At 69.7% G+C, this 25,596-nt stretch carries 17 protein-coding genes and 1 tRNA gene; 4 read left to right on the forward strand and 14 right to left on the reverse strand.

Features of this window, described 5'->3' with window-relative positions:
* Window positions 1-136: 136 nt before the first annotated feature.
* From ACZ5Z0_RS04760 to ACZ5Z0_RS04790, 7 genes are all read right to left on the reverse strand, one after another.
* Complete coding sequence (locus tag ACZ5Z0_RS04760; RefSeq protein WP_464110110.1) at window positions 137-2,827, reverse strand: helix-turn-helix transcriptional regulator; 2,691 nt, start codon at window positions 2,825-2,827, stop codon at window positions 137-139.
* A 1-nt stretch (window position 2,828) separates the two neighbouring features.
* On the reverse strand, window positions 2,829-5,636 hold the full coding sequence (locus ACZ5Z0_RS04765; protein ID WP_464110111.1) for a helix-turn-helix transcriptional regulator: 2,808 nt from the start codon (window positions 5,634-5,636) through the stop codon (window positions 2,829-2,831).
* Between the two features lie 144 nt (window positions 5,637-5,780).
* A complete protein-coding gene (gene pth, locus ACZ5Z0_RS04770; RefSeq protein WP_464110112.1) occupies window positions 5,781-6,368 on the reverse strand; it encodes an aminoacyl-tRNA hydrolase in 588 nt (195 codons plus the stop codon).
* Window positions 6,369-6,481: 113 nt separating this feature from the next.
* Window positions 6,482-7,105 carry a 50S ribosomal protein L25/general stress protein Ctc gene (locus ACZ5Z0_RS04775; RefSeq protein WP_138769944.1) on the reverse strand — a complete coding sequence of 208 codons (624 nt, stop codon included), beginning with the start codon at window positions 7,103-7,105 and terminating at the stop codon, window positions 6,482-6,484.
* A gap of 224 nt (window positions 7,106-7,329) precedes the next feature.
* The gene (locus ACZ5Z0_RS04780; RefSeq protein ID WP_138769945.1) at window positions 7,330-8,310 is read right to left on the reverse strand and encodes a ribose-phosphate diphosphokinase; all 981 of its coding nucleotides are present in this window, start codon (window positions 8,308-8,310) and stop codon (window positions 7,330-7,332) included.
* A gap of 5 nt (window positions 8,311-8,315) precedes the next feature.
* Complete coding sequence (glmU, locus tag ACZ5Z0_RS04785; RefSeq protein ID WP_464110113.1) at window positions 8,316-9,806, reverse strand: bifunctional UDP-N-acetylglucosamine diphosphorylase/glucosamine-1-phosphate N-acetyltransferase GlmU; 1,491 nt, start codon at window positions 9,804-9,806, stop codon at window positions 8,316-8,318.
* A 213-nt stretch (window positions 9,807-10,019) separates the two neighbouring features.
* Window positions 10,020-10,091, reverse strand: a tRNA-Gln gene (locus tag ACZ5Z0_RS04790).
* A gap of 197 nt (window positions 10,092-10,288) precedes the next feature.
* Here ACZ5Z0_RS04790 and ACZ5Z0_RS04795 point away from each other — a divergent pair.
* Window positions 10,289-10,888, forward strand: coding sequence for a TetR/AcrR family transcriptional regulator (locus ACZ5Z0_RS04795; protein WP_464110718.1), 600 nt, complete (start codon window positions 10,289-10,291; stop codon window positions 10,886-10,888).
* Between the two features lie 368 nt (window positions 10,889-11,256).
* On the opposite strand, the gene ACZ5Z0_RS04800 is transcribed toward ACZ5Z0_RS04795, so the two are convergent.
* The 5 genes from ACZ5Z0_RS04800 to ACZ5Z0_RS04820 form a co-directional block, all read right to left on the reverse strand.
* Window positions 11,257-13,086 (reverse strand): ABC-F family ATP-binding cassette domain-containing protein, encoded by a 1,830-nt coding sequence (locus ACZ5Z0_RS04800; RefSeq protein WP_138769947.1) that lies wholly within the window; start codon window positions 13,084-13,086, stop codon window positions 11,257-11,259.
* 84 nt (window positions 13,087-13,170) lie between these two features.
* Window positions 13,171-14,133, reverse strand: coding sequence for a 4-(cytidine 5'-diphospho)-2-C-methyl-D-erythritol kinase (locus tag ACZ5Z0_RS04805; protein WP_464110114.1), 963 nt, complete (start codon window positions 14,131-14,133; stop codon window positions 13,171-13,173).
* A gap of 102 nt (window positions 14,134-14,235) precedes the next feature.
* A complete protein-coding gene (gene rsmA, locus ACZ5Z0_RS04810) occupies window positions 14,236-15,147 on the reverse strand; it encodes a 16S rRNA (adenine(1518)-N(6)/adenine(1519)-N(6))-dimethyltransferase RsmA (protein WP_464110115.1) in 912 nt (303 codons plus the stop codon).
* 142 nt (window positions 15,148-15,289) lie between these two features.
* Window positions 15,290-16,471, reverse strand: a complete 1,182-nt coding sequence (locus ACZ5Z0_RS04815; protein ID WP_464110116.1) for a ubiquitin-like domain-containing protein — start codon at window positions 16,469-16,471, stop codon at window positions 15,290-15,292.
* 280 nt (window positions 16,472-16,751) lie between these two features.
* On the reverse strand, window positions 16,752-17,684 hold the full coding sequence (locus ACZ5Z0_RS04820) for a TatD family hydrolase (protein ID WP_464110117.1): 933 nt from the start codon (window positions 17,682-17,684) through the stop codon (window positions 16,752-16,754).
* Window positions 17,685-17,846: 162 nt separating this feature from the next.
* On the opposite strand from ACZ5Z0_RS04820, the gene ACZ5Z0_RS04825 reads away from it, so the two are divergent.
* Genes ACZ5Z0_RS04825 through ACZ5Z0_RS04835 form a run of 3 tightly spaced genes read left to right on the forward strand, consistent with a single transcriptional unit; the run spans window position 17,847 to window position 22,954 of the window.
* Window positions 17,847-19,040 carry an AAA family ATPase gene (locus ACZ5Z0_RS04825; protein WP_464110118.1) on the forward strand — a complete coding sequence of 398 codons (1,194 nt, stop codon included), beginning with the start codon at window positions 17,847-17,849 and terminating at the stop codon, window positions 19,038-19,040.
* A gap of 15 nt (window positions 19,041-19,055) precedes the next feature.
* Window positions 19,056-20,441 (forward strand): DUF58 domain-containing protein, encoded by a 1,386-nt coding sequence (locus ACZ5Z0_RS04830; protein ID WP_464110119.1) that lies wholly within the window; start codon window positions 19,056-19,058, stop codon window positions 20,439-20,441.
* Window positions 20,438-22,954, forward strand: a complete 2,517-nt coding sequence (locus tag ACZ5Z0_RS04835) for a transglutaminase TgpA family protein (protein WP_464110120.1) — start codon at window positions 20,438-20,440, stop codon at window positions 22,952-22,954. Before ACZ5Z0_RS04830 ends, ACZ5Z0_RS04835 begins: the two co-directional genes overlap by 4 nt.
* On the opposite strand, the gene ACZ5Z0_RS04840 is transcribed toward ACZ5Z0_RS04835, so the two are convergent.
* Both ACZ5Z0_RS04840 and rsmI read right to left on the reverse strand, forming a co-directional pair.
* Window positions 22,951-24,450 carry an NAD-dependent succinate-semialdehyde dehydrogenase gene (locus ACZ5Z0_RS04840; RefSeq protein ID WP_464110121.1) on the reverse strand — a complete coding sequence of 500 codons (1,500 nt, stop codon included), beginning with the start codon at window positions 24,448-24,450 and terminating at the stop codon, window positions 22,951-22,953. The genes ACZ5Z0_RS04835 and ACZ5Z0_RS04840 overlap by 4 nt on opposite strands.
* A 188-nt stretch (window positions 24,451-24,638) precedes the next feature.
* A complete protein-coding gene (gene rsmI, locus ACZ5Z0_RS04845; protein WP_464110122.1) occupies window positions 24,639-25,544 on the reverse strand; it encodes a 16S rRNA (cytidine(1402)-2'-O)-methyltransferase in 906 nt (301 codons plus the stop codon).
* Window positions 25,545-25,596 lie beyond the last annotated feature (52 nt).

Below are 25,596 nucleotides of genomic sequence, written 5' to 3' on the forward strand. Positions count from 1 at the left end.
GCCGGGCGGGTAACGCTCCGGTGTCTACGCGGCTGTACTCGGATTCCGCCAAGCCCCCGGTGCGGCAAACCAAGTAGTTCCGAACCGACTCCAAGTGTCCCCGGCCGTAATTGCGATCCGGCCGAGCACGGAACACCTACTCCCCGGACATTTGGCGGAGTTCCTCGCGTCCCTTGATGTTCAGCTTGGCATAACTGCGGTACAGGTGGCCCTCCACGGTCCGGACTGACACCTGCAGTTCGGCTGCGATTTGCCGGTCGCTCAGGCCACGGACCGCCAGCCCCACGATGTCACGTTCGCGACGGGTCAAGAGTCCGAGCGTGTCGTCCTGGCCGGCCGGTTCGTCCCCGGCAGCGCTGTCGGCACGGTCACGGCACCGCTGCCGCTGCGCCGTGGCCATCCGCTCCCGCAACGTGTCGCCGGCGGCGTGATAGGCGGTGGCGGCGTCGCCGTACGCCAGCGCGGCGAAGCCCCACAGTTCGGCCTCTTCGCAGGTCTTTGCCGCGTCAATCAGCTCACCGGGCTGCCCGGACCCGATCGCGGCGGCGTACCCACAGACGGCCCCGGCACGGCGGCCCTCCAGTTCCGGTGCCAGTTCGCGCAGCCGCACGGCCGCCTCCCTGTCCCCGAGGGCCAGCCTGAAGGCCAGCGCATCGAACTCCAGTCCCGCGGTGTTGCCGCCGCCGTCTGGCGTTCCGAGCCTTTGCAGTTCCTCCGCCGCACGGCGGTAGCCGCCGAGCCGGGCCTTCCCGTACACCACGGCCATGGCGGACAGGGCACGCAGGTAGCGGGAGACGGGGGGCCGGGCGGATTCGTAGTCCGCCAGGAACTCGGCGGCCTTCTCCGTGGCACCGGCGTCGGCGGCGGCGGCAAACGCCATCGCAGCGGTCAGCGAAAACAACTGTTGCGGGTCGGCGAGCCGCAGCGCTTCGAGGGCTGCCCGCAGCGTCCGCTTGGCCTCGACTGACCTGCCCTGATACAGCAGCACGATGCCGCTCGCCGTGTGGACTCCACCACCAAACGAAATCAGGCTGGGTCCGTACCTGGCCACGAAGCGTCCGAGCAGGCTTTCCGCGGCTGCCCAGTCACCGCCGTGGATCACCGCCGTCACGGCGCGGACCGCCAGGAAGTCCGAGAGAAAGTACAGCTCGTCGTGCTCGGTTCCGGCGGCCGCCAAGGCGGCGGCCGCCGCGGCGGAGGCGCTGTCCGGTTTGCCCTGGACCAGCAGTTGTTCCGCCTCCAGAGCCAGGCTGAAAGCCCGTTCAAGGCTGCTGGCCGGCAACCGGTCGGCGTCCGGGCCGGCAACATCGCTGCCGGCAGCCTCCGCGTCGCCAGCGAGTGCCAGCACCATGGTGCGGATGGTCTGCACCCGTTCCCGCGTCGCGGCAAGGATGCCGGCGGCCTCGTCGGGGCAGTCACCGGCCAGCCGCTCGCCGGCACGCAACAGCGCCTCGGCCCGCTGCATGATGTCGGCCGGCGTGTGTCCGAGCGCGGAAAGCACCGCCGCCCACAGCAGCGAGCCGGTCAGCAGGCTGGCCAGAGTGCGTCCCTTGGCGAAATCCGCCTCCAGGATGTCCCGTGCCGCCGCGTGGTTTGAGGTGTTGTAGTACGTCCGTGCGATCACCGACCGGGCCGCGATCTGCAGTTCCGGGTCCTTGACCTGGGAGGCGGCCTTGCGCGCGAGTTCGTCTTCGAAGAGTCTGCTGGCAAGGATCGCGGCCCGGAGTAACTGGCGGTCCTCGACCTCGACGCCGCATTCGATTGACCAGCTCACCTGGCGCAGGAGTCCCTCGGCCGAGGCCGGTTCCCGGTCCATCAGCCGCAACAGGCTCTGGCGGAGCTGCAGGCTGCGGGCAGGAGAAACCAGGTTCCGCAGGGTATCGCCGTACACGGAGTGCCACAGCCGAAGTTCGGGTTCCGGCCCCTCGGAAATGCGGAAGAGTTCCTGTTCGATCAGCCCCGTGACGGTGGCTTCGTCCACCATGGCTTCGATCAGGGCCTTGGGCACCGGCTCGGCCAGCGCCACGAGGTTCAGCGCCTTCCGTTCTTCGGCGGGGCGCCGGAGCAGCTGGCGGCGGACGACGTCGGTGAGCCGTTCGCCGTGGCTGTTCAGCGGGCGGGCGAGCAGCCACACCCCATTGCGTTGGAGCAGCGTGCCGTCGCTCTTTGCGTCGTCGACCAGGCAGCCCAGCAACAGCGGGTTGCCGCCGGAGGCCTCCCAGAGCACTTCAGCGACATTGGGCAGAACTTGGGGTCCGAGCTGGTGCGCCAGGATTTCGGTCGTTTGTTCCCGGCTGAGCGGGCGCAGGTCGTGCCGTTCGGCAATTCCCTCGAACCAGAGCTGCAGGAGCGGCTCGGGCAGTCCAGGGCGGGACGCCGCGCCGACGAGCAGCTTTGCCCAGCCGGCGGCGGCGAGTTCCGCCAGGACCCCGGCCGTTGCCTCATCCAGGTCGTGGGCATCGTCGACGATCAGCAGCAGCGGCTTCTGGGTCGACCGCCGCTGCCCTTCGAGGTAGCTCCAAAACGTCCGAAGCACGGCCAGCTGGGACGTGGCGTCCTCCACCGGCAGGTCAACGATGAACGGCGCCAGCACGCCGTAAGGCACATGGCTCAGGGCCGGGCTGCCGTGCAGCCGCACCGGCGTCACCTGGCCGCGGAGCTCCTCGGCCACGGCCTCCATCAACCGCGATTTGCCGATCCCGTGGTCGCCGAGCAACAGCACAGCGACGTGGGTGCCGCCCTGGAGTGCCTCCACTGCGGATGCCAGGTCTTCCGACCGTCCGGTCAGGACGCCCTGCTGCACATCGCCGGGAGCGGCTACGCGCACCCTAGATGAGTCCAAGCAGATCACTCCGCGAGGACACTCCGAGCTTCGTGAATACCTGGTACAAGTGCCCCTCCACTGTCCGAACCGAGATGCCCACGTCCAGGGCGATGTCTTTGTTGGAAACTCCGTTGCCGGCGAGGGCCGCGATTTGCCGCTCCCGCTCGGTCAGCAGCGGGCCCTTGGTGTGCGGCACGACCGGCAACGCCGGGACCGACTCGGACAAGGACTCCAGCATGCTGTGCGCCGCCGTGGCGCTGCCGGCGAGCCCGGCGGCTTTGGCGAAATCGAAGGCGAGCGCCGCGCATCTGGCCTGCACGGCGTCGAGCTCCAGGGCGGCGGCGAGTTCGGCCGCTTCGAGCATCGTCACGGCGTCCTTCGTGCGGCTGCCGACCGCCACCACCCGGGACAACTCTGCGAGGGGGCCCTGCCGCAGCCCGGCGATCTCCTCCATGAACTGGAAGTCCTTCACGGTGCCGTTGACGGTTGCGCCGAGCATGCAGATCCCGGCCAGGGTATAGAGACCGTTCCGGAAGTGCCGCTCGGCGGCGCGGACCAGCCGGTCCTTCGCGTCGGGGTCGCCCAGCCAGCGGGAGGCCATGTCCATGCAGAACTCGGCCGAGCTGCTGACAACGAAGCGGGCCGGCCCCTCCGCGGACCGTGCGCGGTCCAGGTAGACGGTAGCCTGCACGGAGTTGCCCATCTGTGCATAGGCAAAAGCGGTGGCGGCGTATGCCTGGCGCAGCGCGTGCAGGCTGGTCCGGACTTCGAGCTGGGCGATCGCGGCGAGCAGCGGGTCCAGGGCCAGGTAGCCGCGGCCTGCATATACATAGGCGAGCCCGACGGCGAGGTCGGTGGCAGCGCTGCCCGAGTGCAGGCCGTGCCCGGCGCGCCCGCTGGCGTCTTTGAGCATGTCGATACTCTGCCGCCAATGACCGGAGAGAAGCAGGACATTGAAGGAACGCCAGGCGAAGTTCTCCCTGATCCGCGGGACATTGGCCCACTCACCGAGTCTTCCGCCGATGTCTCGCATCAGCTGGCGGGCCTCCAGTTCCTTGCCGGTCATGCACAGGGCTTCCATCAGGATGATCGAAGTCCGCAGCCGGTGGACCGGGTCGAGGGCGTCGGTGTCGGCACTCGCGGCTGCGGCGAGCCGGTCCATCATCGGCCGGTAGTCGCCGATGAAGGAGAGGTAGTTGAACTCGCAGAGGTCAAGGCACAGGCCGGCGCGGGCCAGCCCGTCCGCGTTGCCGTCGGCGGCGTCGGCCTCGCCGGCGGCGTCGGCCTCGCCGGCGGCGTCGGCATCGCCGGCGGCGTCGGCCTCGCCATGGCGGAATTCCTGCAGCCGCAACCGCGCCTGCCGGATCAGCTCGGGGACCTTCCCGGAGCGGTCCTCCAGCCAGGCCATGCAGTCGGCCTTCGCCGCGATCAGCTCGGCAAAGGGCTCCGGGGCGAGGGCGTTGGTCTGCTCCTCGGTGACGTCGTCCAGGGCGGACATCGCCTGCAGGGGAAGGCCCAGCTGCAGGTACGCGGCAGCCTTCTGCAGCTGTCCCTCGGGCCATTCGGTGTCGCCGGGGACGATGCTGGCCGCGCACTTCAGTGCGAATTTCGGGTCGAAGAGGCGGACGGCGGCCTGGGCGGCGGCCAGCGCGTGGGCCGCCGCCAGCTCGGCGTGGCAGTCGTGCGTCCAGGCCGCGTAGGCGAGTAGGTCTTCCACGGTGAGTTCGCCCAGTTCGTGTTCCTGGTGGCCGGGAACCTTGTCGCGCAGCTCCAGCCGGCGCTCCACACTGAGCCAGTTCCGCACGATGTCGCCCAGGTACCGGTCCCCCAGCGTCACGAAGTGCCGGTCGGTGCGGTCGACGACGATCTGGCCGGCTTCCTCCATGTCCGCAATCAGGCCCGGGCCGTACATCCTCGCCAGCCGGGACAAGGACATGCAGCGGGCGCAGGAGAGCACCTCGATCACTTCACGGGCCTCGGGCGTTTCCCGGGCGTACCGTGCCCTGACGATATCCTCCAGCGCGGTCTTGCCGTCCAGCACCACCTCGTCGACGAGGGTCCAGACCGAGCCGGACAACACCAGGTTGCCGCGTTCGATCTGCTCGGAGACGACGGCCTGCAGGAGGGTAGGGCTGCCGCCGACCAGCTCGTGCATCTGCGTTGCCAGGGCGGTCGACACCCGGTGCCCGAGCGCCGCCTGGAGCACCTCCTGCGTTTCGATCGCCGTCATGCCGGCGAGCCGGACTTCCGCCAGCTGCCCGGAGGTGATGAGCCAATAGAAGTCGGGCGGGAGGTCGGTGGCGCGCTGCGCGGTGGCGATCAGCCGCGCGGTGCCGGTCTGCAGCAAGTTGAGCAGGACCCCGGTGCTCTGCTCGTCGAGGGATCCGGCGTTGTCCACCAGGATCACGCATTTGCGTCCCGCGGCGTCGTTGCGGATCAGCGCGGTGATTCCGTGCAGGATCGCCGTCGGCGAACCAAGCGAGCTCTGCGGGAGGCGGGCGAGGGTGAAGGCCAGGCATCCGTAGGGGGTGGCGGCGCCTGGCCCGGAGGTGCGCAGCTGGAGGGTATAGACGTCCGGGCCGAAGCCGGCGAGGGCGCTGCGTCCGACCAGCGATTTCCCGACGCCCCGATCCCCGGTGATGACGGCGCCCATGCTCTCGGGCGCGGTGAGGGCCGTCCGGACACGGTCGGCGTCGGCTCCGCGGGCCAGGCCAGACCACGCGTGTCTGTGCGCCGGCCCCGCGGCGTGTTGTTCTTCGGCGGGCGCCAATGTAATGGAAACATTCCCCCAGCCCAGCGAATCCCTCGACATCTAGTTTCCTTTGTACCGCTTTGCGGACGGCAAACCCCGTCACCGCCCGCCTAGAAGTAGCGTAACCCTATCCCCCGACAAGAGAGTAGACAGATCATAGCGGCAACGCGCGACGCTTGGAAAGGAAACCGGGACCGGCGCCGGCTATGTTGCCTTCGCGGGGTGGAACTTCTGCTGGGCCTGCTGGAGCCCGTCGCGGACGAGCGCCTCAACGGCGTCGGCGGCGGTGTCGATCAGGAACGGAAGTTCCTTCTTCTCCGTTGTGGCGAAGTCCCGCAGCACGAAGTCGGCGGTGTCCATCCGGCCCGGCGGGCGGCCCACCCCCACGCGTACCCGCAGGTAGTCCTTCGTGGCCAGCGCCTTGGAGATGTCGCGGAGGCCGTTGTGGCCGCCTTCACCCCCACCGATCTTGAGTTTGACCGTATTAAAGGGAATGTCGATCTCATCGTGAACGGCAACGACGTGGGCGGGCTCAACATCGTAGAACTTCGCGAGCGCGGAGACCGGGCCGCCGGAGACATTCATGTAACTCAGGGGCTTGGCCAGAACCACCCGCGGGCCGCCGATGCCAAGCCGCCCTTCCAGGACCTGGGCGCGGGTTTTGTGCGACTTGAAGGTTCCGCCGACCCGGGCCGAGAGTTCGTCGAGCACCATCTGGCCGACGTTGTGCCGGTTGTGGGCGTACTCGGTGCCCGGATTGCCAAGGCCTACGATCAGCCAGGTGTCAGTCATGGGTCCATCCTTCGGGGGGCGGCGGGTCAATGCGCCGGGAACTGGGGCGGCGGGAGCGGAGACGACGGTGGCCGGGCCCCATCGGGACCCGGCCACCTGAGAATACGCCGGAATTACTCGGCAGCAGCCTCGGAGGTCTCTTCGGCAGCGGCGCCTTCGGCCGGGGCAGCCTCTTCCGTGGTCTCTTCCTCTTCGAGGATTTCAACGGCCTCGGAGATGTTCACGACCAGGGCGTCGGCGTCGGCCAGCAGGACGGTGCCCTTCGGCAGCACGACGTCGGAGGCGTGAATGTGCTCGCCGGCGGCGCGGCCTTCGATGCTGACCTCGACGGCGGTCGGCAGGTGGGTTGCCTCGGCCTCGAGCGAGATGGTGGTCATCTCGAGGTTGTGCACGTTGCCCGGGGCGACATCGCCGGTGACGTGGACGGGGACGTCAACGGTGACCTTCTCGCCCTTGCGGACGGTCAGCAGGTCGAGGTGCTCGATGATCTGCTTGATCGGGTTGCGCTGGATGTCCTTGACCAGGGCCAGGTGCTCTTCGCCGTTGATGTCCAGGGACAGCAGGGCGTTGGCGGTGCGGACGGCCAGGGTGGTGGCCTTTGCCGGCAGGGTGATGTGGATCGGCTCGGCGCCGTGGCCGTAGATGACAGCCGGGATCTGGTTGGCCATGCGGGCGCGGCGGGCAAAACCCTTGCCGAATTCGGTGCGTACTTCTGCTGCGAGCTTCTGCTCAGCCATGGAAATCTCCTCTGGGACGAACGGTGTTCAGCAAGGGCGGAGGTCTGTCAGCGACCTTCAACGCCGGGCGGCCGGGCCGCCCCTCAGAAGGGAGATTCAGACCCAGTCGATTACGGAGACCAGCAGTCCGGCTGTCAAAGCCGGCGCTCTCCCTCGCCAAGGTATCGGATCGAGTTTAGCAGTGCCGGGCCCCGTCGCGAAAACGGGGCCCGGCCGGGCGGCTGCTATGCGTTGCCGTCGAAGAGGCTCGTCACGGAGCCGTCGTCGAACACTTCACGGATCGCGCGGGCGATTAGCGGCGCGATGGAGAGCACGGTGAGCTGCGGGAAGTGCTTGTTCGCGGAGATCGGCAGGGTGTTGGTGACCACGACTTCGCGGGCGCCCGACTCCGCGAGGCGCTGCGACGCCGGGTCGGAGAACACCGCATGGGTGGCGGCGATAATGACGTCCTTGGCGCCGGCGTTCTTGAGCACCTGGACGGCGCCGGAGATGGTTCCACCGGTGTCGATCATGTCGTCGATCAGCACGCAGGTGCGGCCTTCGATCTGGCCGACGACGGTCTTGGAGACCGCCTGGTTGGGGACCGTGAGGTCGCGGCTCTTGTGCACGAAGGCCAGCGGGGCGCCGCCGAGGCGCTCGGCCCACTGTTCGGCGACGCGGACGCGGCCGGTGTCCGGGGAGACGACGGTGATGTTGTCCGAGCCCACCCGGGTGCGGATGTAGTCGGCGAGGAGCGGGATGGCCATCAGGTGGTCCACGGGGCCGTCGAAGAAGCCCTGGATCTGCGAGGTGTGCAGGTCCACGCTCATGATGCGGTCGGCGCCGGCGGTCTTGTACAAGTCGGCGACGAGGCGGGCCGAGATCGGCTCGCGGCCGCGTCCCTTTTTGTCCTGCCGGGCGTAGGGGTAGAACGGGGAGACCACGGTGATGCGCTTGGCGGAGGCCCGCTTGAGCGAATCGATCATGATCAGCTGCTCCATGAGCCAGTTGTTCAGCGGGGCCGGGTGCGCCTGGATGACGAAGGCGTCGGTGCCGCGGACACTCTCGCCGGCCCGGACGTAGATCTCGCCGTTGGCGAAGTCGTAGGCGTCCAGCGGCAGCAGCTCGGTGCCCAGCTCCTTGGCGATCTCGCGCGCCAGCTCCGGGTGTGCGCGCCCGGCGGCAAGTACCAGCTTCTTCTCGCCGTGTGCCGTAATTTCGCTCATGATTGCTAGCCCTGTTCTGTCGATGCCGGAGTAGTGGAGGATGTCGGGGTGGCGGCGGCCGCCTCGGCCAGCGCGGCGGAGAGGGAGCCCGGACGGTTTGCCGCGACCCAGCCTTCCGAGTTCCGCTGCTTGGCCAGGGACACTGCGAGGGCGCCCGCGGGCACGTCGCTGCGGATCACGGCGCCGGCGCCGCTGTACGCGCCGTCGCCGACCCGGACCGGGGCCACGAAGACGGTGTTGGAGCCGGTGCGGACGCCGGAACCGATCACGGTGCGGTGTTTCTTCTCGCCGTCGTAGTTGGCCGTGATGTTGCCGCAGCCGATGTTGGTGTCCTCACCGATTTCCGCGTCGCCGGCGTAGCCGAGGTGGGAGAGCTTGGAGCCGCGGCCGATCGTGACGTTCTTCGTCTCGTAGAACGCGCCGATCTTGCCGGTTTCACCGAGGACGGTGCCGGGGCGCAGGTAGGTGAACGGGCCGACGCTGGCGTTCGCGCCGATGGCGGAGCCGGAGCCGTGGGTGCGGATCACCGTGGCGCCCTCCCCCACCTGGACGTCGATCAGGGTCGTGTCGGGGCCGACGACGGCGTCGCGCGCCACTGTCGTGGCGCCGTGCAGCTGGGTGTTCGGCAGCAGCCTGACGTCCTCGTCCAGCGTCACGGTGGCGTCGATCCAGGTGGTGGCGGGGTCGACGACGGTGACGCCGGCGCGCATCCAGGCCTCGACGGTGCGGCGGTTGTGCTCGGCGCCGAGGGCCGAGAGCTGGACGCGGTCGTTGGCACCTTCGACCTGCCAGCGGTCTTCGGTGACGACGGCGGCGACCCGACCGCCGGCGTCACGGGCCAGGGCGAGGACGTCGGTCAGGTACTTCTCACCCTGGGCATTGTCGGTGGTGACGTGAGCCAGCGAGTCCCGCAGTACGGCGGCGTCGAAGGCGTAGATGCCGGAGTTGATTTCCCGGATCCCGCGCTCGGCGTCACTGGCATCCTTGTGTTCGCGGATGCCGGTCACGGTGCCGTCGTCGGCGCGGAGGATGCGGCCGTAGCCGGTGGCGTCGTCGAGGACGGCGGTGAGGACGGTGGCGGCATTGCCTTCCGCCTCGTGGGTGGCGACAAGCTCGGACAACAGTTCGCCGGTGAGCAGGGGCACGTCGCCGTAGGTCACGACGACGGTTCCGCTGAGCTGGGCTTGGGGATGCAGTGCGTCGAGAGCCTCGAGCGCGGCTTCGACGGCGCGCCCGGTGCCGGGCACTTCGTCCTGGTCAACGATGAGCGCCTTGGGGTCGAGCGCTGCGATGTGAGCGGCAACCTGGTCGCGTTCGTGCCGGACCACGAGGGCAAGTTCGCGCGGGTGGAGGGCTCGGGCGGCCTTAAGCGCGTGGCCAACGAGGGAGCGTCCGCCGATTTCGTGGAGGATCTTGGGGGTACGGGATTTCATCCGGGTACCGGCACCTGCAGCTAGGACAATGACGGCGGCGGGGCCGGTGTTCTCGGGGCTCACGTACGGGCTCTCCTTGCTCAGTGGCCTGACTCAGTGCCGCTGCTCGGTGGATCTCGGTTGGCCCGTGGACGACAGCCAGGTGGTCTACCTCGTTGCCGGCTCCGCGCGGCCGAGCCGGACCACATTCCGGTCGCGGCATCCTCTTCATCCTACTGGACTCCCGCCGGCACCAGCCCGCCGGGCAGGTTCCTCCGGCAGCGCCGCCCAAGGAAGTTCCGCCCATAGGACTCGAACCTATACTCCACGGCTCCAAAGGCCGGGGTGCTGCCATTACACCAGAGCGGACCGTGCCCGGGCGTCAAGCCAGTGGCACAAGAGACAATTCTGCCACGAAGGATGTTGCTCGTGCGACTCAGTGCCCGGGGACCTGCGGGCCGGTAAGGCATGATGGTGCTGTGAGCAAGAGCGCAGGCGTGTCCGGAGGGGCGGACCACTTCACCGGCAGGCCGGTGCGGTCCCCCGGCCACATCCCCAGGGCCCGGATGACCGGCCCCCAGCGCCGCACCCAGCTGATCGGCGTCGGCCGGAGCCTCTTCGCTCTCCGCGGGCTGGACGGCACCACCATCGAGGAGATTGCCTCCGCCGCGGGCGTTTCGAAGCCGGTGATCTACGAACACTTCGGCTCCAAGGAGGGCCTTTACACCCAGGTGGTGGAGTACGAGTTCCGGATCCTGCTGGGCTCCATCAACGACGCCCTCTCCGCGGAAGCCAAGCCGCGCGTCCTGGTCGAACGGGCCGCCCTGGCGCTGCTGGGCTACATCGAGGACCGGACCGACGGTTTCCGGATCCTGATGCGCGACGCTCCGCCCTCGCAGCCCGAAGGCGCGTTCTCCACGCTGCTCTCCCAGGTGACCGCACGCGTGGAGTACATCCTGGCCGACGAGTTCGCCCGCCGCGGGTTCAGTGCGGCCGACGGCGCCATGTACGCCCAGATGCTGGTAGGCATGGTCGCGATGACCGGCCAGTGGTGGCAGGACAGCCGCACGCCGGACAAACGCGACGTCGCCGCGCACCTGGTGAACCTCGCCTGGAACGGCCTCACGGGTCTGAGCAAGGAACCGGAGCTCAAGACCGAGGACTGAGGCTTCGGGTCTGTCTGCCTGTGGTTGTCTTCGCGGCTGGTTACTTACGCGACCCAACCCGGTCACCTTCGCGGCGCAGTGGCCCTTCGCCGTCGCTTAGACACGGCGCAACAGGCCCCTGCGGTCGCTGGGCGACCTTCGGAGCCCGTTGCACCGCGATGCGCGACTACGCGAAGAACCCCCGCGCCGCTTGCGCGGCAGAACCACGCGGCGTTGAGCCGCGTAGTCGGAGGCGGTCCTTCCGAAAGGAGCGCATCGCAGCGCATCGGAGCCCGGAGGTCGCCCAGCGACCGGAGGGCTCCGAAGTGCTGTGTCTAAGCGACGCGGAAGGGCCGGCTCTGGCACCCAACCCAGCCACCGCCGAGGGCTTATTCGCCGAGGACTTCGAGGGCTTCGAGCCATTCCAGTTCGAGGGCTTCGCGTTCGGCGGCGAGTTCCCGGAGTTTGGCGTTCAAGGCCGCGAGCTCGTCGAACTTGCTGGCGTCGCCGGCACCGGCGGTCATCTGGGCGTGGATCTTGTCTTCCTGCTGCTGCAGCTTGCCCAGCTGACGGTCGATCCGGTTCTTGGCCTTGCGGGCATCGCGCTTTTCGGCTTCCGAGGGGCCGGAGGCTGCCGGGGCGGAACTGCCGCTGGCGGCGGTGACCGGGTTGCCGCCGCCGGTGATCGTGGAGCCGGCCATCGCCGCCTCGCGCAGTTCCAGGTACTGGTCCACGCCGCGCGGCAGCGCGCGGATCTTGCCGTCGCCCAGGAGGGCCATCTGGTGGTCCGTGACACGTTCGAGCAGGTAGCGGTCGTGGCTGACCACCACGAGCGTGCCGGGCCAGCCGTCCAGCACGTCTTCGACGGCGGCCAGGGTGTCGGTGTCGAGGTCGTTGGTGGGCTCGTCAAGCATCAGCACGTTCGGCTCCCCCACGAGCAGGCGCAGGAGCTGAAGCCGCCGGCGTTCGCCACCGGAGAGGTCCTTGACCGGGGTCCACTGCTTCTCGTTGGTGAACCCAAGCTGCTCCACGAGCTGGCCGGCGGTGAATTCCTTGCCGCCGACGTTGAAGGAGCGCTTTTCCCGCTCGATCACCTCGATCACGCGAAGGTCCGAGACGTCGTCGAGCTCCTTGACCTCCTGGCTGAGGACCGCGGTGACCACGGTCTTGCCGCGCTTGACCTTCCCCGAGGTCGGCTGGATCTCGCCGTTGAGCAACTTGAGCAGGGTGGTTTTGCCGGCGCCGTTGACACCTACCAGGCCCAGACGTTCGCCGGGCGCCAGCCGCAAGGTGATGTTGTCGAAGAGCTTCTGCCCGGCTGAGCCGCCGAGGAAGTCCAGCGAGACGTTTTCCAGGTCCAGCACGTCCTTGCCGAGCCGGGCGGTGGCCATCTTGCTCAGCGCCGTCGAGTCGCGCGGCTCCGGGACATCGGCGATCAGGGCGTTGGCCGCCTCGATCCGGAACTTGGGCTTGGCCGTGCGGGCCGGGGCGCCGCGGCGCAGCCAGGCGAGTTCCTTCTTGACGAGCTGCTGGCGCTTGCTTTCCATCACGGACGCCGACCGGTCGCGTTCGGCACGGGCCAGCACATAGGCGGCGTAGCCGCCGTCGAACGGGTCCATGATGCCGTCGTGGATTTCCCAGGTCTTGTTGCAGACTTCGTCGAGGAACCAGCGGTCGTGGGTGACCACCAGGAAGGCGCCCTGGTTGGGCCGCCAGCGCGTCTTCAGGTGCCGGGAGAGCCAGGCAACGCCTTCGACGTCGAGGTGGTTGGTCGGCTCGTCGAGCATGATGACATCGTGGTCCTCGATCAGCAGCTTGGCGAGCGCCACCCGCCGCTTCTGCCCGCCGGAGAGGGCATGGACGTTTGCGTGCCAGTCGACGTCGGACACGAGGCCGCCCATGACCTCGCGGATCTGTGGATTGCGCGCCCATTCATAGTCGGCCTGGTCGCCGACGATCGCGGCGCCGACGGTGAGGTCGCCGTCGAGCACGTCGCTCTGGTCCAGGTAGCCGATGTTGACCTCGCTGCGCTTGGTCACCCGGCCGGAGTCCGGGGTGGCGCGCATGGCGAGCAGCCGCATGAGGGTCGACTTGCCGTCGCCGTTGCGGCCCACCATGCCGATCCGGTCGCCCTCTTCAAGGCCGAGGGTAATGCCATCGAGGACGGTACGGGTTGCGTACGAGACCGTGAGGTTCTCGCCGCCGAGCAGGTGTGCCACGGGGAACTGCTTTCCTAGAGGTAATGGTCGAGCTAGAGGCGCTGTTGGCCTCGGGTGGTTCTGCCGTCGATGCGGCCAAAGCTATTAAAGGAGCGTATCGGAGATGATGCGGGCACCGTGCACCGGACCGTGGACGGCCATGGCGTCCAGGCCGTGATGCCGGAGTTCCCCGGCGAGCCCCTCCGCGGCGGCCGCGCCGTGCGCCAGCAGCGCCACGGTGGGCCCCGACCCTGAGACGATGCCGGCGATCGCGCCGCAGGATTCGCCGAGTCCCAGTACGTCGCGCAGCCCCGGCGCCAGCTCAATGGAGGCGCGCTGCAGGTCGTTGACGAGGACACGGCTCAGCGCGTCCGCGTCGCCGCTGCGGAGGGCGGCAAGGACCCGCGGATCCACCGAGGTGGGCTCCTCGATCTCCACCCCTTCGGCGGCCCGCAACCGGTCCAGGGTGCGGAAAACCTCCGGAGTGGACAGGCCAAAGTCCGCGGTCACCAGCACCCAGTCGGTCTGCGCCTTGACCAGGGCAGGCGACAGCTCGTCGCCCACGCCCAGTCCGACGGCGGTTCCTCCCAGCAGCGAGAAAGGCACGTCCGCGCCGAGTTCGGCGGCCAGGTGGGCCAGCTCGTCGCGCGAGAGGCCGCTGTTCCACAGGGCGTCGCAGGCCAGCAGGGTCGCTGCGGCATCGGCCGAGCCGCCGCCCATGCCGCCGGCAACCGGCACGCGTTTGGTGATCTCCAGGTGGACGCCGGTGGATTGCTCCGAGACGTCGGTCATGATGGCCGCCGCCTTGTACGCAAGGTTGCGCTCGTCGAGCGGAATGTCGACGCCATCAAGGTCCAGGGTGCTGGCCGGGCTGATGCTGACCGTGATCTCCCCCGTGTCCGTGCTGGTGGCCGCGACTTCTTCATAGAGCGAGACCGCCAGGTAGACGCTGGCAACCGAGTGGTAGCCGTCCGCGCGCAGCGGCCCGACATCCAGTGAGACGTTGACTTTGCCCGGTGCCTTGACCCGGACGGTCCTCGCGGAAAAGCGCCCTCTCACTGCGTTCATGGCTCCACGCTATGGCATGGCGGCCCGTGGCTCCAAGCAGGAGGGGCACTCCCGGGCAGGAACAGCACAAGCGCGGCAGGGCTCCCGCGGCGGCGGCTCCGGTCAGGAAGACGGCTGGGCGTGCGCTTCTGCGATCCGGGCAAAGGCGGCAATGTCGAGGACTTCGCCGCGGGCACTGGGGTCCACACCGGCGGCCCGGAGGCAGCGCTCGGCCTCGGCGGCGCTCCCGGCCCAGCCGGCCAGGGCGGCCCGGAGGGTCTTGCGCCGCTGCGCGAAGGCCGCGTCGATGACGGCGAAGACCGCTTCCCGGGTGGCGGTGGTGGCCGGCGGTTCCCGGCGGGTGAAGGCGACGAGCCCGGAGTGGATCTTGGGCGCCGGCCAGAAGACATTCATCCCGATCACGCCGGCCTTGCGCATGCTGCTGTACCAGGCCGCCTTCACCGAGGGGACGCCGTAGGTCTTGGAGCCCGGGGGCGCCGCGAGTCGGTCGGCAACCTCGTCCTGGACCATGACCAGGCCGTGCTGCAGGCTCGGGAAGTGCTGCAGCAGGTGCAGGACGACCGGGACGGCCACGTTGTACGGCAGGTTGGCGACCAGCGCCGTCGGCTGCACCGGCAGTTCAGTGACCTTCATCGCGTCGGCGAGGACCAGGTGGAAGTTTTCCCCGGCCTCGGGGCGCCACCGGCTGACGGTGGCGGGGAGCTTGCCGGCCAGCACCGGGTCGATTTCGACGGCGACGACCGCGTTTGCGGCGTCCAGCAGGCCCAGGGTCAGCGAGCCGAGACCGGGTCCGACCTCGAGGACCGTTTCCTCCGCGCCGATGTCCGCCGCGGCGACGATGCGCCGGATGGTGTTGCCGTCGATGACGAAGTTCTGGCCCAGCGTCTTGGTGGGGCGGACCCCGATTTCCTCGGCCAGCCTGCGGATGTCGGTGGCGCCAAGCAGGGGCGCGGGGGTGCCTGCGGGCAGCTTCCCGGCAGGCTCGACGGCGGCGGAGGGGGTCGGTTCAGTCACCTAGGTATCCTATCCCGCGGCGGCAACGGCGAAGACCGGCCCCGGGGGTCCGGGACCGGCCTTCGACAGCCAGTTGAAGAGTCCTGCGCGGCGCAGGTCAGGCGCCGCGGGATTTCTTAGCGGGATCTCTTAGCGGGGTTCCTTAGCGGGACGCTGCCCAGCCGCAGCCCCAGGGCGACAGGCCGCGCTGGGCGTAGACCCGGTTGGCGATGTCGATCTGCTGGGCCTTGGTGGCCTGGCTGGCGTTCGGGGCGTAGGCGCCGCCGCCGGAGCCCACCCAGGTGCGGACGTCGAACTGCAGGCCGCCGTAGTAGCCGTTGCCGGTATTGATGGACCAGTTGCCGCCGGACTCGCACTGGGCGATCTTGTCCCACATGGCTTCGTTCATCATCGCCGGGGCTGCGGCGCCGGTGTTCGCGGCTGCGGCGACGTCGGCCTTGGGCTTCTCCTTCGTGCCGACCGTGACCTTTTCGGTCACCGGCTGGAGGGTGATGTTCTGGGAAACGAGGGTCCGGGAGGCCTCGCGGCCGTCCACCAGCACCAGTTTGAAGCTCTTGCTGATGCTTCCGGGGGCACCGGCCTGGGTGACCGTCTTCTCACCCTTGAGCATGGTCGCGTCTTCGGTGGTGAGGGTCTCGAACGGGATGGCCTCGGTGGCGTCCGCGGTCTTGGTGGCGTCCACCCGGGACACCTTGACGGCCATGTTGTTGACGACGGGGGCATTGGCCGGCTGGGAGGTGCGGTCGCTGGCGCCGAGCTTGATGCCGGCGTCGGCGAGCAGGTTCCCGACGGTGGCCGCCGTCGTGGTGGTCTGGGTGGCCTTGCCGTCGGCGACGATCGTCACGGACTTCGGCGTCGAAATGCTGACGAAGGAGCCGGAGACGGCGAGCTGCGCGTCCTTGGGGGCGGAAACTTCCGAGGCGCTGGCGACGCCGAGTTCGCTCACCAGGGACGCCACGGTGGGTGCGGTGGTGTTAATCGTCCGCTCCGCGCCGTCCACGCTGACCTTCACGGCCTTGGCGAGGTTGACGTTGATGACGGATCCGTCCTGCACATGGGAGTCGGCCGAGGGCGAGACCTTGTCGGCGGACTGCAGCTCCACCTTGGCGGCCCGGACCACCTGGCCGACGGTGCCGCCGAAGGTCTGGACGGAGCTCACTTTGCCGTCGACGTTCAGGGTGACCGTCTTGTTGTTGCCGACGAAGGCGACGAGGCCCAGCACGAGTGCCAGGAGCACCACCAGCTGCGCGCCGACCTTGACGAAACTGACCTTGCCGTCCGATGTGAAGAACTTGACCACGATTGCCCATATCTCTTGGACCATCCGGGCACGGGGATAAGCGCACACGTTTCCACGACGCAAACACCCCCAGGGCAGCTCCGGACGGGTCCGGATATTTGCGGAAAACGCGAGCACCGCCACACCCCCAAACGAGAGCGCACACGTGGATTCATTACCGCAGTGCGCGCCCGGAGGGAGTGAAATTATCCGAAGGCCTTCCCCGACCCCGGCTAATAGTTGACCACTGTAACCGTAGCGTTATAAACCAACCAAGATTTTGTGCATACTCGGTATGTTGCCACAGTGACGCCGGGGGATGGATTTAGTCCCAGGAACCGTACGCTTTAAGCGTGTTTTCGGCCAACTGGGCACACAGCCCGGACAGCTCCCGGCCTGTCAATTCCGCCATGGCCCGGACCGTGTACGGAACCATGTAACTGGCGTTCAGCCTTCCCCGGTGCGGGTGCGGGGTCAGGAACGGGGCGTCCGTCTCGACCAGCAGCCGGCCGGGTTCGGCGATGGCCAGCGCGGCGCGCAGGTTCGCCGCATTCTTGAAGGTCACCGTGCCGGCGAAGGACATGTACCAGCCCTCGCTGTTGCAGGTGCGGGCCAGTTCCTCTCCGCCGGAGAAGCAATGGAAGACCACGCGCTCAGGCGGGCCCTCTTCGCGGAGCACCTGCACCACGTCCTCGTGCGCGTCGCGGTCATGGATCTGCAGCGTCAGGCCGAGCCGCTTGGCGATGTCGATGTGCCGGCGGAACGAGTACCGCTGCTGGACCAGCCCCTCCCCCTCGGTGCGGAAGAAGTCCAGGCCGGTCTCCCCGATGGCCCGGATCCGCGGGTGGGCCGCGAGGGCCTCGATTTCCGCGAGGGCCTCCTCGAGTTCGCCGCGGGCGGCGTAGGCGGGGGCGTCGTTGGGGTGCAGTGCGACGGCGCCCAGCAGCCGGGCGTCCTGCTCCACGGCCTGCACGGTGAAACGGGACGATTCCAGGTCGCAGCCCACCTGCACGGCGCCCCGGACCCCTACGGCCTCGGCGGCATCGAGGGCGTCCTTGATACTGACCGCCGGACCCCCACGGGACGAATCAGCGTCCGGGAAATCCAGGTGGGTGTGGTTGTCCATGACCGGGACGGGCAGGGGCTCCGGCGCGGGCGGGTACCCTTTCCGGCCGGAGGAACCGGGTCCGGAGGGACCGCCGTCGGCCGCGTCGCTGCCGGTCGCGCGGAAGGGGGCGGGAGTGAGCGGATTGCACATTCATCCAGCCTAGCCGCGGGCTGCTCGGAGAATTACCCGGAACTCTCTGTCTGCATCGTCAGTTGTGTTAGTACGCTGTTAGGCATACAGGCGTGCACGAGATGGGGTTCCCGGCAGACGCTGCCGCTCCGCCCGGGCCGCACCAGGGCTGAAAGGCTGCCGATGGACTACCACCGACGCACCTCCGTAGACGAAGCGCTGCCGGAACGGCAGGGCTTCCCGCACGATACGGCTACATCCGGGTCCACGGCCGGAAGCGCCTCCGGAACCCCGGCCGCCGGCGGCAACGGCAGCCGGAGGCAGCCGGGACCGGCCCTGCCCGCGCCGATGGAGGCCGAGGCCTTCCACACCGCCAGCGAGCGCATCCTGCGCGCCATCAACACCGTGATCGACGGCAAGGCCGAGGCGGCAAAGCTGGCCCTGACCGTGCTCCTCGCCCAGGGCCACCTGCTGCTGGAGGACGTCCCGGGCGTGGGCAAGACCCTGCTGGCGAAGACCCTGGCCCGCACCATCGACTGTTCGGTCAGCCGGATCCAGTTCACTCCCGACCTGCTGCCGTCCGACGTCACCGGGGTCTCCATCTACAATCAGGCCTCACGGATGTTCGAGTTCCGGCCGGGCGCGGTGTTCGCGAACATCGTGATCGGCGATGAGATCAACCGCGCGTCCGCCAAGACCCAGTCGGCGCTGCTGGAGTGCATGGAGGAGCACCAGGTCACGGTGGACGGGAACTCCTACAAGCTGGATGAGCCGTTTATGGTGGTGGCCACCCAGAACCCGATCGAGATGGAGGGCACCTACCCGCTGCCGGAAGCGCAGCGGGACCGCTTTATGGCCCGCATCTCGATGGGCTACCCGGACAAGGACTCCGAGATGGAGATGCTGGAGACCCACCAGGCCACGTCCCCGCTGGCCCGGGTGACGGCCGTGGTCACCGCCGACGAGGTGGCCGCCATGATCGCCACCGTCCAGCAGGTGTACGTGTCGCAGTCGATCAAGGAGTACACGGTCGCCCTGGGCCGTGCCACGAGGGAAAGCTCCATGCTCCGGCTGGGCGCCAGCCCCCGCTCCATGCTGCAGCTGTTGCGGGCCGCGAAGGCCACCGCCGCGCTGGAAGGCCGGGATTTTGTGCTGCCGGACGACGTCGTGAGCGTCGCCGAATCGGTGCTGGCGCACCGGATCATCCTAGACCGCAAGGCGGCCAGCACCGGCGAGACGCCGCAGAGCGTCATCCGGTCCATCCTGGCCAAGGTGCCGGTCGGGCAGGACACGTCCGCGGCGTTGTCCCGGGCCGGCCGCGACAACGGACGGCCCCGCTCCGCCGCGCAGCCCGCCGCGAACCCCACAAGCCGCTAGGGAGCTGGCGCGGCCGTGGCGTTGCTGGACCGGTTACCGAGGCACATCTTCAGCTCCCGCGGCTGGGGCCTGCTCGGGGCGGGGATCCTGTCCCTGCTGGCAGCCCAGGTAATGGGACGCCGCGACCTGCTGGCGCTGGCCCTGCTGCTGCTGGTCCTGCCGCTGCTCTCCCTTGCCGGGACCCGGGTGCTGAAGCCCCGGTTCCAGGTCTACCGGGAGTTCAACCCCTCCCCGGTGGAGACATCCGCCACCACCACGGTCCGGCTGGCGGTGGCGCGCACCGGCCCCGGGACCGGCCACGCCCTGATGGAGGAGCAGCTGCCCTCGCGGTTCGGGCAGTCTCCGGTCTTCCGTTTCCCGGCGCGGACGGCCACCGCGGGGTCCAGCCGTTACGAGTACCAGTTGCGGAGCGCGAAGCGCGGCCAGTTCCTGATCGGGCCGGTCACGGCCGAGTTCAGCGACCCGTTCGGGCTCTCCGTGCACCGCCACGCGATCGACGCCGGCGACATCCTCACCGTTACCCCGGCCGCCGTCGAGCTTCCCGAAACGGGGCTGGCCGGCGCACGCGGCCACGACGGCGTCACGGCGACGCGGATCCGCGCCAATCCCAGCGACGACGACGTGATGACCCGCGAGTACCGGAACGGTGACCCGATGCGCCGGGTGCACTGGGCGGCGACGGCCCGCCACGGTTCGCTCATGGTCCGCCAGGAGGAATCCGTCACCACGCCGGAGGCCACGATCATCCTGGACCAGCGGTTCCTGGCCTACTCCCATGGCGCCGGCTACGTCGCCGGCGGCAGCGCGGCCGACGCGCACGAACTCGTCACCACCGACGCGTTCGAGTGGGCCGTTACCGCCGCCATGTCCATCAGCACCCACCTCGGCGAGCGCAACTACGCGCTGCGCTGCCTGGACCCGGCCGGCGACCCGGCGTTCCTGCATTCCCCGTCGGCGCCCGAACCGGAAGCCGACGAATACTCCGGTGCCGGCGGCCTGCAGTCCATCGCGGAGAGCCTGGCGGCGATCCAGCTCACCGGGCCGCGCCACCCGAGCGCCGACGCCGGTCCGCAGCCGTTCGACGACCGGCTGATGGACAAGCTCTCGGCACACCGGCTCCGCGGGCCCATCCTCGCGATCCTGGGGCGGCTCTCGGCGGCCGAGGCGGGGGCCCTCGCCCCGGCGGCAGGCTTCGGCGCGAATGCCTTCGCCCTCGTCATCACCGACCGCGCGGCTGACACCGACCCGGTCCTGGAAACCCTTCGCCGCGGCGGCTGGCACGCCGTGGCCGTCTCCGCGGCCACCCCGCTCCCGGCCGCCTGGTCGGCCTTCGACCAGGGCGGATCCCCGGGGCTCACGGCTGCTGCCGATGTGCGCCGCGGCGCGGGAGGCCGGCGATGACCCTGGCACCGCACCGCGGCCCGGCCGCCGGGAGCCCGGCGTCCGACGACGACCGGCGGGCCGCCCCGGCACCGGAAGGGGCCGCCCGGCGGAACCGGGCCGTCGTCGAGCCCTGGGCAATGGGGCTCGCCGTCGCGGTTGCGGTGGCGGGTGCGGCGCTGGGCCTCAACGGTGTACTGCGCGGGTGGGCGTGGTACCCGGCCGTGCTCACCACGGTCTTCACCGTGGCGATGACGATGGCGGGGCTCCGGGCACTGCGGCTGCGCGGCGTCCTGGTCGGCGCCGGCGGCTTCCTGGCGCTGGCCTTGGTCCTCACGTTCACCTTCTTCCGGCAGCACAGCATCGCCGGTTTCATCCCCTCCGGCGACACCCTGGTCCAGCTGCAGCGTTACCTGCGGCGTGCCAGCGAGACCGTCCTGGCCGAGAGCACGCCGGTGGCGCCCAACGCCGGCATCGTGCTGCTGATCTGCGGGGTGCTGGGCCTGCTCGTGATCCTGATGGACGCGCTCGCCCTGCCGCTCTCGCTGCCGGCAACCAGTGGGCTCGGGATCCTGGCCATCCTGGTGGTCCCCGCCATGGTCAAGCCGCAGAGCGTCGGCTGGCTGGGTTTCACCGGGGCGGCTGTCGGCTACCTGATGATCCTTGCCTGCAGCCACTGGTTCCATCCGGGCTCCGGAGCCCGGGCGGACACGGCGCACAACCCGGGCCAGCTGAATCGCGCCGCCCTGACCGGGGCCATGGCGCTGGCCCTCACACTCCTGCTCCAGCTGGTGGTCCCGGGCTTCGACCAGGGCACTTTCCCGCAGGGGTCCCGGCTAAACCCCTGGGGCACCGCCAACGGACTGAATCCGATGATCAGCCTGGGCAACAGCCTGCGCAGCCCCACCGGCACCGGCCGGATCACGTACGCCACCAACGCCGCGACGGCGCCCTACCTGCGCTCGGTCACCGTGGACAGCTTCGACGGCGATTCCTGGTCGCCCGACGACCGCGACGCCAGCCGCAGGCTGGGCACCGGGAGGATCGACCCGGGAGTCGATTCGACCGTCGACGAGCAGGTTCGGGTGGTCACGGCCGTCAACGCCGGCCAGTTCACCAGCCCGTACCTGCCGGTGCCCTACGCGCCCGAGGCGGTCAACGGGCTGACCGGCCGGTGGAGCTGGGATCCGGCGACCCTCAGCATCAAGGGCGTGGACCTGAACTCCCGCAACCAGCAGTACGTGGTGATGTCCGTGGCGCCGAAGCTGACGGCGGCCACGCTGGCGCAGGCCTCCGCCCCGGCGCGCGGCATTCCGGACACCTTCACCCGGATCCCCGGCAACGTCCCACAGATCGTGCGCCAGACCGCCGATGCGGTCACGGCCGGGAGCAGCACCAGTTACGCCAAGGCGATGGCGATCCAGAAGTACCTGCGCTCCGCGGAATTCCGCTACTCGCTCCAGTCCCCCGTCCAGGGCGGCTACGACGGGAACGGGCTGTCCGTACTGGCGGATTTCCTGGCCCAGAAGAGCGGCTACTGCATCCACTTCGCGTCGGCCATGGCCGTGATGGCACGGCTGGAAGGGATCCCAAGCCGGATCGCCGTCGGCTACGCGCCGGGCCGGCCCACCGGAGCCACGGTGTCGATCGCGGGCCAGGGGGCACTGCCGGAGTACGAGGTAGATGCCCGCGACGCGCACGCCTGGCCCGAGCTCTACTTCCAGGGCGTCGGCTGGGTGGCTTTCGAGCCGACGCCGTCCCGCGGTGTGGTGCCGGCCTACGCCGTCGAGCCGGCCGCGCCCAGCGGCGCCAGCACCAACCAAAACAATGACGGCCTGATCCCCAAGGACGACCCGAAGCCCAGCGCGGCGCCGGTGCCTGCCCCGCTGCCGCTGCCCGGCCCCGGCGGCGAGGCCGGGTCGGGCAACCGGCTGGTCCCGCTGCTGTACGGAGCCGGCGGCGTGCTGCTGGTGATTCTGCTGCTGGCAACCCCGGCGCTGGCGCGCGGTGGCCTCCGGCGGCGTCGGCTGAAGCTGGCCGGAGCCGGCGAATCCGGGGCCGCGGCGCCGGCGTGGGCCGAGCTGCTGGACCTGGCCACAGACTTCCGCGTTCCGCCGCGGGACAGTGAATCCCCGCGGCACTTCGCCGCACGGCTGCGCGGGTCCTCAGCCCTGGGCGGCCCGGTGGTGGGCCCGGACGCGCCGGGCGGCGCTGGTGCGGGGGCGCACGCCGCCGTGGCGGAGCTGACCGCTGACTTTGAACGCCAGCAGTACGGCCGGCCCGATGCGGGTGCCCCGGCCGGCGGCGCCTCCGCGGACCGGATCGCCGCGGTCCGGGATGCCCTGCGGGAGAACGCGTCGTGGTGGACCCGACTGCGCGCCACCTGGCTGCCGCCCTCGCTGCTGGCACACTGGCGAAGCCGGGCGTCGAGGCCGTTGCACGCGGCCTCGGGCCCGGCGAAGAGCGTCGGGCGGGTCGCCGCGGAGTCCTGGTCCAGGCTCCGCGACGCCGCCCGCAGGCTCCGGCGCGGCTAGCTGGCGTAGGGGTCGGCGATGCCGATGTACTGGGTGTAGAGGTACTCCTCGATGCCTTCGAGGCCGCCCTCGCGGCCCAGGCCGGACTGCTTGACGCCGCCGAACGGGGCGGCCGCGTTGGACACCACGCCGGCGTTCAGGCCCAGCATGCCGGTCTCCAGCCGTTCACCCATCCGGATGCCGCGGTTCAGATCCCTGGTGAAGACGTAGGCCACGAGGCCGTATTCGGTGTTGTTCGCGAGCCGGACGGCTTCGTCCTCGGTGTCGAAGGTGATGATCGGGGCGACCGGGCCGAAGATTTCCTCGGACAGGATCCGGGTGCCCTCGGTGACGCCGGTGAGGATCGTGGGCTGGTAGAAGTAGCCGGGGCCTTCGACGGCGGAGCCGCCCAGCACGGCAACCGCACCGGCGGACACCGCGTCGGTGACGAGTTCGTGGACCTTGTCGCGGCTCTTCGCGTCGATCAGCGGGCCGACCTTGGACTCCGGCTCGGTGCCGCGGGCCGTCGTCATCTCCGACATCTTCGCGGCGAACTTCTCCGCGAATTCACCGGCGACGGACTCGTGCACGATGAACCGGTTGGCCGCGGTGCAGGCCTCACCCATGTTGCGCAGCTTCGCCAGCATCGCCCCGGCCACGGCGGCGTCGACGTCGGCGTCCTCGAACACGACGAACGGGGCGTTGCCGCCGAGCTCCATCGAGGTCCGCAGCACCGTCCCGGAGGCGTCCGCGAGCAGCCGCCGGCCGACCTCGGTGGAACCGGTGAAGGAGAGCTTGCGGAGCCGGGAGTCCTTGATCAGCGGGCCGGTGGTGGCGCCGGCGGTCGAGGTGGGGATCACGTTCAGCACGCCGGCGGGCAGGCCGGCTTCGAGCATGACGGCGGCGAAGAGCTGCGAGGTCAGCGGCGTGAGGTTCGCGGACTTCAGCACCATGGTGCAGCCGGCCGCGACGGCGGGTGCGATCTTGCGGGTGGCCATGGCCAGCGGGAAGTTCCACGGCGTGATCAGCAGGCAGGGGCCCACCGGCTTCTTGGTCACCAGCAGCCGGGTCTTGCCGTCCGGGGAGACGGAGTAGCGCCCGAAGGCACGGACGGCTTCCTCGGAGAACCAGCGGAGGAATTCCGCCCCGTAGGTGACCTCGCCACGGGCTTCGGCCAGCGGCTTGCCCATCTCCAGGGTCATCAGCAGCGCGAAGTCATCGGCCCGTTCCGTGACGAGGCCGAAGGCGCGGCGCAGGATTTCGCCGCGCTCCCGCGGCGGGACCTTGGCCCAGGACTCCTGCGCGGCGGCTGCCGCGTCGAGGGCGGCGGCGCCGTCCTCGGGACCGGCGTCGGCCAGGCTCAGCAGCACCTTGCCGGTGGCGGGGTCCTCGACGTCGAACGTCTTGCCGGATGCGGCCGGACGCCACTGTCCGTCAATCAGCAGGCCGGTCGGCACGGAGGCCAGCAGTGCGGCTTCGCGCTCCGCGGTAACGGTGGGCTGGGCAGTTACAGTCACAATGACTCCCTCGTCAGCAATGGGTTCGGAAATTTCTGATCGGCCCCGCGGCGGCTTGGCGCCGCGGGCCCCGGACTACTGCCACGGTACTGCCGGATTCTCCGGAGTGTCTACGCATCCGCGCACTAGTGCACGCGGGTTTCGCTGTGCAGCTGCACAAGGGCGTGCGCGGCGCCGGGGGCCGTGTTTCAGCGCGCGGCGAGCACGGCCGAATAAAGTTCGCGTTTGCTGACCTTCGCGTCCTCGGCGACGGCCGCGACCGCCTCCTTCAGCCGGATGCCCTGGGCAATGAGCGCGTTGACGGCGGCGACCTGATCCTCCGGTTTGCCCGGCTCCCGTTCGGGGGCGCCTCCCACCACGACGGCGATCTCGCCGCGGACCTCATTGTTCTCGGCCCATTCGAGGAGTTCGTGGACGGTCCCGCGGATGACCTCTTCGTAGGTTTTGGTCAGTTCCCGGCAGACGGCCGCGCGCCGCTCGGCCCCGAAGCCTTCGTGCAGGGCGCGGAGCATGGGCTCCAGCCGGTGCGGCGCCTCGAAGAACACCATGGTGCGCCGTTCGGCGTCGAGGTCCGCAAGCCGGGAGGCCCGCTCCCCGGCCTTGCGCGGCAGGAAACCTTCGAAGCAGAAGCGGTCCGTCGGCAGCCCGGAGAGGGCGAGCGCGGTCAGCACGGCCGAGGGCCCGGGCACGGCCGTGACGGTGAGCCCGGCGGCTACGGCGCCCTCCACCAGGCGGAAGCCGGGATCCGAGACCGAGGGCATGCCCGCGTCGGTCACCATGACCAGGGTCTTCCCGGACCGCACCTGGTCCAGGAGTTCGCCGGTCTTGGCGGCCTCATTGTGCTCGTGGTAGCTGATCACCCGGCCGGCCACGGTGATGCCGAGGCTTTGCACCAGCCGGTGCAGCCGCCGGGTGTCCTCCGCGGCCACGATGTCCGCCGTCTCCAGGAGTCCGATCAGCCGGGCGGAGGCATCCCCGACGTTGCCGATCGGGGTGGCGGCCAGCACGATCCGGCCCGGGCCGGCGGCCGTCCCCGCTGCCGGAACGGCATCGGCGGGGGCAGGGGGCGGGGAACTGCTTTGCTCGGGATCCACACCACCAGCCTACTGCCGGCGGGCGCGCGGGACCGACGATCCCCTGCCGCGA

This window comes from Arthrobacter sp. T2-23, assembly GCF_055398325.1.